At 59.9% G+C, this 4,852-nt stretch carries 9 protein-coding genes; 6 read left to right on the top strand and 3 right to left on the bottom strand.

Annotated elements, in window-relative coordinates:
- Window positions 1-51: 51 nt before the first annotated feature.
- Both VQ044_RS23745 and VQ044_RS23740 read right to left on the bottom strand, forming a co-directional pair.
- Window positions 52-642, bottom strand: a complete 591-nt coding sequence (locus VQ044_RS23745) for an aminopeptidase P family N-terminal domain-containing protein (protein WP_327651410.1) — start codon at window positions 640-642, stop codon at window positions 52-54.
- Between the two features lie 4 nt (window positions 643-646).
- On the bottom strand, window positions 647-1,483 hold the full coding sequence (locus tag VQ044_RS23740) for an IclR family transcriptional regulator (RefSeq protein ID WP_327650104.1): 837 nt from the start codon (window positions 1,481-1,483) through the stop codon (window positions 647-649).
- 90 nt (window positions 1,484-1,573) lie between these two features.
- On the opposite strand from VQ044_RS23740, the gene VQ044_RS23735 reads away from it, so the two are divergent.
- Window positions 1,574-1,867: a helix-turn-helix domain-containing protein gene (locus VQ044_RS23735; RefSeq protein WP_327650100.1), complete on the top strand. Its 294-nt coding sequence runs from the start codon at window positions 1,574-1,576 to the stop codon at window positions 1,865-1,867.
- Window positions 1,868-1,921: 54 nt separating this feature from the next.
- Here VQ044_RS23735 and VQ044_RS23730 read toward each other — a convergent pair whose 3' ends face one another.
- A complete protein-coding gene (locus VQ044_RS23730; RefSeq protein ID WP_327650099.1) occupies window positions 1,922-2,146 on the bottom strand; it encodes a helix-turn-helix domain-containing protein in 225 nt (74 codons plus the stop codon).
- A gap of 115 nt (window positions 2,147-2,261) precedes the next feature.
- On the opposite strand from VQ044_RS23730, the gene VQ044_RS23725 reads away from it, so the two are divergent.
- The 5 genes from VQ044_RS23725 to VQ044_RS23705 all read left to right on the top strand — a co-directional run bounded on the left by VQ044_RS23725 (window position 2,262) and on the right by VQ044_RS23705 (window position 4,788).
- Window positions 2,262-3,023 carry a LuxR family transcriptional regulator gene (locus VQ044_RS23725; protein WP_327650098.1) on the top strand — a complete coding sequence of 254 codons (762 nt, stop codon included), beginning with the start codon at window positions 2,262-2,264 and terminating at the stop codon, window positions 3,021-3,023.
- 71 nt (window positions 3,024-3,094) lie between these two features.
- Window positions 3,095-3,526 carry an acyl-homoserine-lactone synthase gene (locus tag VQ044_RS23720; protein WP_331827812.1) on the top strand — a complete coding sequence of 144 codons (432 nt, stop codon included), beginning with the start codon at window positions 3,095-3,097 and terminating at the stop codon, window positions 3,524-3,526.
- A gap of 132 nt (window positions 3,527-3,658) precedes the next feature.
- Window positions 3,659-4,030, top strand: a complete 372-nt coding sequence (locus VQ044_RS23715) for a hypothetical protein (RefSeq protein WP_327650094.1) — start codon at window positions 3,659-3,661, stop codon at window positions 4,028-4,030.
- Window positions 4,018-4,257, top strand: a complete 240-nt coding sequence (locus VQ044_RS23710) for a hypothetical protein (RefSeq protein ID WP_327651408.1) — start codon at window positions 4,018-4,020, stop codon at window positions 4,255-4,257. Before VQ044_RS23715 ends, VQ044_RS23710 begins: the two co-directional genes overlap by 13 nt.
- Window positions 4,258-4,266: 9 nt before the next feature.
- Window positions 4,267-4,788: a LysR family transcriptional regulator gene (locus tag VQ044_RS23705; RefSeq protein WP_327650090.1), complete on the top strand. Its 522-nt coding sequence runs from the start codon at window positions 4,267-4,269 to the stop codon at window positions 4,786-4,788.
- The last annotated feature ends 64 nt before the right edge of the window (window positions 4,789-4,852 follow it).

The following is a 4,852-nucleotide window of genomic DNA, read 5'->3' as shown; positions in this document are numbered from 1 at the left end:
CCGCCGTCTGGATCAATCCGCCCAACAACAAGCTCCAACTCCAAGCTTAATCTATCGCTCCGGCTGTCTCACATTCGTTGACACGCTCCGCGCGACCCTGGCCAGCCGGGTGATCTCTTCCGGTGTCTTGACGGCGCGCACATATCGGAACAGTCCAGCGGCCGGAATCAGGCTTGCGCCGGGCAGGCGCTCCCGAAGGGCTTCGAACTGACCGGGCATGAACCCGATCTCATCAATCCCGATACGAGCGCGGCTGAGACCTGCGTCCGTTAACCCCGCGACGAGCGCGGAGAGCGCATCGTCATGATTGAGTGCCTCTTGGAGTTCGAGCAGTCGCTGGCTGACCGGATCCTTTGCATCATCGGGGTGCCCATCGACATGAAAGGCACCATAGCGGCGCACGCGCTCGACCCAGACTTGCTGGTCGGCGACCAGATCGAGCGTAGCCGTGCTGGTGACGATCTCAGCTTCTCCCTTGCCGGGCGCCGGCCACATGACATAGGCTTGAGGGCCGCGACGGATCCATTGCGGCAGGGCCCAGAAGCCGCTCATATAGGTGACGTTTTCCGGGGTCGTGGCAATGACCGCGTCGAGCCGCAGCTCGGCCATCCGAGCATGAAGGCGATCCTTGTTGAGCAGCACGATATCAGGCGGCATGGCGGGGATCCTTGCCTTCTCGCTCGCTCTGATTTGAGAAACCCAGACCCTCCGAGATCCGCGCGGCGGCGGCCATCACTTGTTCCCCCACATCGGCAATTTCGATGTGCGGGCCGACGGCGCGCGGATAGGCAACGCTGATCGCGGCGATTACCGAGCCGCTACTACTGCGCACCGGCGCGCCGACCGAAATAACGCCAAGAATGTTTTCGTCGAGCGAGGTGGTGTAACCGATCGAGTGCGCCGAGCGGAGTTGGCTGATCAGCCGATCGGGCTCGGTCACGGTGCGCGGCGTCAGCCGGTCGAGAGGCGCTTCGCCAAGAATCACTCCGATCGCGTCATCGGGTAGTTCAAGCAGCAGCGCCTTGCCGAGCGCGGTTGAATGCAATGCCATCCGCTCGCCCGGCGAAGAGCGGATAACGACCGGACTGCGGCTCTGGACGGCGAGAAGATAAAGACCGGCCGACCCGCTGCGCACGCCCAGAAAGGCGTTAAAGCAGCCCTCGGCTGCCAAGGCCTGCAATTCCGGTTCGGCAAAGCCCATCAACCGGTCCTTGCGCAGCACGTGCTGGGCAAGGACGAGCACTCCATGGCCGATGCGGTATCGTCGCGTGTCGGCCGCCTGTTCGACATAGCCATGTTTGGCGAGCGTGTTCAGAAGCCTCTGGATGGCCGGTGGGCTTAGCTCCAGCCGTCTTGCGATCTCGCGCACGCCCACCGGTTCGTCCGACTCTTTCAGCATCTCCAGTACCGAAAGCCCGCGTTGCAGGGAAAGGCTGCCTGGCATCATTTGTTCCTTTAATAGGAATAGTGTTCCGATAAACACCAATTAAGCGGAGAACCCCGTTCGGTGTCAAGCGCGAATGTTTACTATAGTGTGTCGCTCTAAAGTGTGCGGTGCAGCGACCATGCGGGCATGGATATCCGCGGGGTGGTCGGTCTCAACGTGCAGCGTCTGCGGCGCAAGCGCGACATTTCCCAGGAGGAACTGTCGCTGCGCTCGGGCTGTACGCGCGGCTATCTGAGCGGCATCGAAACCGGTCGCCGAAATCCCACCGTCCTGTTCCTCGCGAGTCTTGCCAAGGCGCTGGAGAGCGACGTCTCGGAGTTCTTCGTCAGGCCGGCAAAGGTCAGGGCCACCAGGAAAGGCGGCGCGGTCGAAGCTGGCGAAAGTGTCAAGAAGTCGGCGTTGAAAGCGAAAAGGGCGTGAGCGCGCGCATCGAAGTAGCTGGGTGGCTATGCCGGGTTGATCGGCAACGGCATCTCAATGCCGTCGTGGTGGCTCACGCCGGATCAGCCACTCGACATCGACCTGTAATGCCAACGCGATCGCTTCGAGCGTATCAACTGTGGGTGAGTTCTCCTCACGCTCGAGCTTGCCGATGTAGTTGCGGTCAAGACCGGCGAGGTCAGCCAGCTGCTCTTGCGTCAGGTCAGACGCCTGACGCAGCAGCCTCATATTGCGGGCAACGACCGATCTTAGCCTCATGTGCCGAGACAGGCAGGATCCCGCGTTTGTCTCCACCTATTATAGTAATCATTCGTATGCTGCAGGCTTGTTTTTCCATTGCAGCAGTAGGTAGGATTTTCCTTCAGGAATTGACTTGGTCGGGCAGGATTCGCCCGCTTCGTTTCAGATGAAGCAAAATGAACTCTTCGATGTTCTTCAGGCCGCCGAAAAAATCGACCAGGCGGCAAACGTTGACGAAATTCTCGGCACGCTCTGTACTTGTCTCGAACAGTACGGCCTTTGTGCCTGCCTGATCACCCAGCTGCCGCTGGCGCGTGAATCACGCTGGCAAGAACACATCCTTGCCAACTGCTGGCCGCAGGAATGGTACCAGCACTACAACGCCATCGGTCACTTTCGCCACGATCCTTGCGTGGCTCACTGCCGCCGCACGGCCGATCCGTTCCTCTGGAGGGAAGTCAGTCGAAAGAACCTGGAGGCGCCCGCCCGATGGGTGATGGATGAAGCAACGGATTTCGGCCTCCGGCAGGGCATCTGTGTGCCGGTTCACGCGTCGTTTGCGCCGCCTGCCGTGGTCACGATGTCGGGCGAGATCGTCGATCTCGAGCCTGCCACCCGCCACATTGTCTGCCTTCTCGCCCGTCAGGCCTTGCAGGCGGTATTGCGATTGCGTTTGGGTTCGGGCGACTCCGCGATGCCGGTTCTATCCGGGCGGGAGCGCGAGGTCTTGCGGTGGGTGGCCGACGGCAAGACGGCCTGGGAGGTCTCTCGCATCCTATCCCTTTCCGAACACACCGTCCTGACACATCAGCGCAACGCCAAGCAGAAGCTCGACGCGGCCAACAACGTCCATGCTGTCGTGAAGGCCTTCCTCAGGCACGAAATCCAGCCCTGATAAATCCCCATATCTCGGTATGGCGGGCAACAAACTTCCAAGCCTAGGAACATGGAACGCGGGGGGTCGCCATGTTCCATATTCACATTGTCGATAGTTCGAACCGAGGCGCTTATCGGGATGAACTCGAACAGCATTTTCGGCTGCGGCACGACATCTATGTCGGCGAGCGCGGTTGGCACAATCTCGCTCGCCCCGATGGCCGCGAGGTCGATGCCTTCGATACCGAAGACGCCGTCTATCTGCTCGGTATCCTGCCCGGGAAGGGGGTCGTTGCCGGCTCGCGCCTGGTGCCGAGCGTCAAGCCGCATCTGATGAGTGACGTTTTCCCTCAACTTGCGCCTCAGAGTCCGTTTCGAAACTCACTGCGGCGGGTTCAAAGGCCCCTCGGATGGTCGCTCCGCAATGACATGATACCCGATTTCCGCGGGTTTGGGCNAGAGTCCGTTTCGAAACTCACTGCGGCGGGTTCAAAGGCCCCTCGGATGGTCGCTCCGCAATGACATGATACCCGATTTCCGCGGGTTTGGGCGTCCCGGGTGAACCATGGAGGCTGGTCTTGGCAGGGTTTCGAAACGGCCTCTCAGGGCGTGCCGCGGGCTAACGACACTTTCGAATGGACGCGGATATTCGTCGTGCCGGCACTGCGTCAGTCGGGAAGCCCCTGTCTGGCAGCCGGCATCGTCTATTGCGGCATTCTTGAATTCTGCCTCAGGCACCACGTTCGTCACCTCTCGATCGTTTGCGAAACCTACTGGTTCGACCGCTTGACCAGGCTGGGCTGGAATCCCCGACCGCTCGGGCCACCCATCACGCATCGTGGCGATACCATTATCGGCCTCATCGTCGACATCAGCGTAAACGCGCTCGAAACGACGCGTCAGACCTACGCCCTCAGCCGTTCGGTCCTGTCGGCAAACACGACATTTGCGCCACCGGAACCAGTGACAGCGGAACGGCAGGGGACAGTGAAACCCGGAGGAAAGAAAGCCGGATGCCGCAAGTAAGCGAAGTTGCTTTCTTCGAGAACTGGCAAGACAGCGGCTATTACCACTATTTGCTCAATCTCGCGACGGAAGGCTTACTGAAGAGCGATTCCGAAGAGGAAATCGCAACAGCCAAGGATGCCGTAACGCGGACGCGTCCGCTCCATAGGATAGATGATCCGGAAGAGTTTCCGGCGATCCTCAACGATCGTTTCGGAATTCTTCTTTGCCTAAATTGGCTCACATAGCGATTATAGATGGCAATCGAACTGAAACATCTTCGATACGTCATTGCTGCGGCCGAGCAACAAAGTTTCCGGCGCGCTGCGAACGAGGTCCGAGTTCACCAGTCCGCCATCAGTCGGCGCATTCGCGATCTGGAAGACGAACTCGGAGCTTCCCTGTTCAACCGTCATTCCGGAGGCGTTGAACTAACCTATGCCGGCCAAAACTTTCTAGATCATGCCAAGCGCGCGATGGGGCAGATCGAATGCGGAGCAAAGCTGGCGGACTCTTTCGGATGTGGCAATGTCGGTGTGATCCGGCTCGGCATATTCTCATCGTTGTCGTCCGGGTTCATTGCCAAGCTCTTGCGCACATATGAGCGCCGACATCCCAAGGTCCGTCTCGAGGTCGTCGAGGGGGCGCCTGCCGAACACATCGCGGCGATCCGTCGCTACCAACTCGACATTGCCTTCCTGACCTGCGCAACAGCGCCGCCGTATTGTGACAGTGAGCATTTGTGGACTGAACGGGGAGCTATGGCTGAAAATGGGTGATGGGGCCTGAGAAGGCGGCGTATCGTGGCGGGTTCTGAAGCCTGCCAGAACCTCCCGAAGGAGC

Origin of the sequence: Aurantimonas sp. C2-5-R2 (assembly GCF_036549495.1) — a bacterium.
GTDB lineage: Bacteria > Pseudomonadota > Alphaproteobacteria > Rhizobiales > Rhizobiaceae > Aurantimonas > Aurantimonas coralicida_A.
The sequence above is the reverse complement of the archived record's forward strand: the minus strand, read 5'-3'. Positions and strand labels throughout refer to the sequence as shown.

Bases quoted from the DNA above. Each gene is read 5' to 3' on its own strand.
- VQ044_RS23735 (WP_327650100.1), top strand. From the start codon at position 1,574: ATGGATATCCGCGGGGTGGTCGGTCTCAACGTGCAGCGTCTGCGGCGC.
- VQ044_RS23730 (WP_327650099.1), bottom strand. From the start codon at position 2,146: ATGAGGCTAAGATCGGTCGTTGCCCGCAATATGAGGCTGCTGCGTCAG.
- VQ044_RS23710 (WP_327651408.1), top strand. From the start codon at position 4,018: ATGCCGCAAGTAAGCGAAGTTGCTTTCTTCGAGAACTGGCAAGACAGC.
- VQ044_RS23705 (WP_327650090.1), top strand. From the start codon at position 4,267: ATGGCAATCGAACTGAAACATCTTCGATACGTCATTGCTGCGGCCGAG.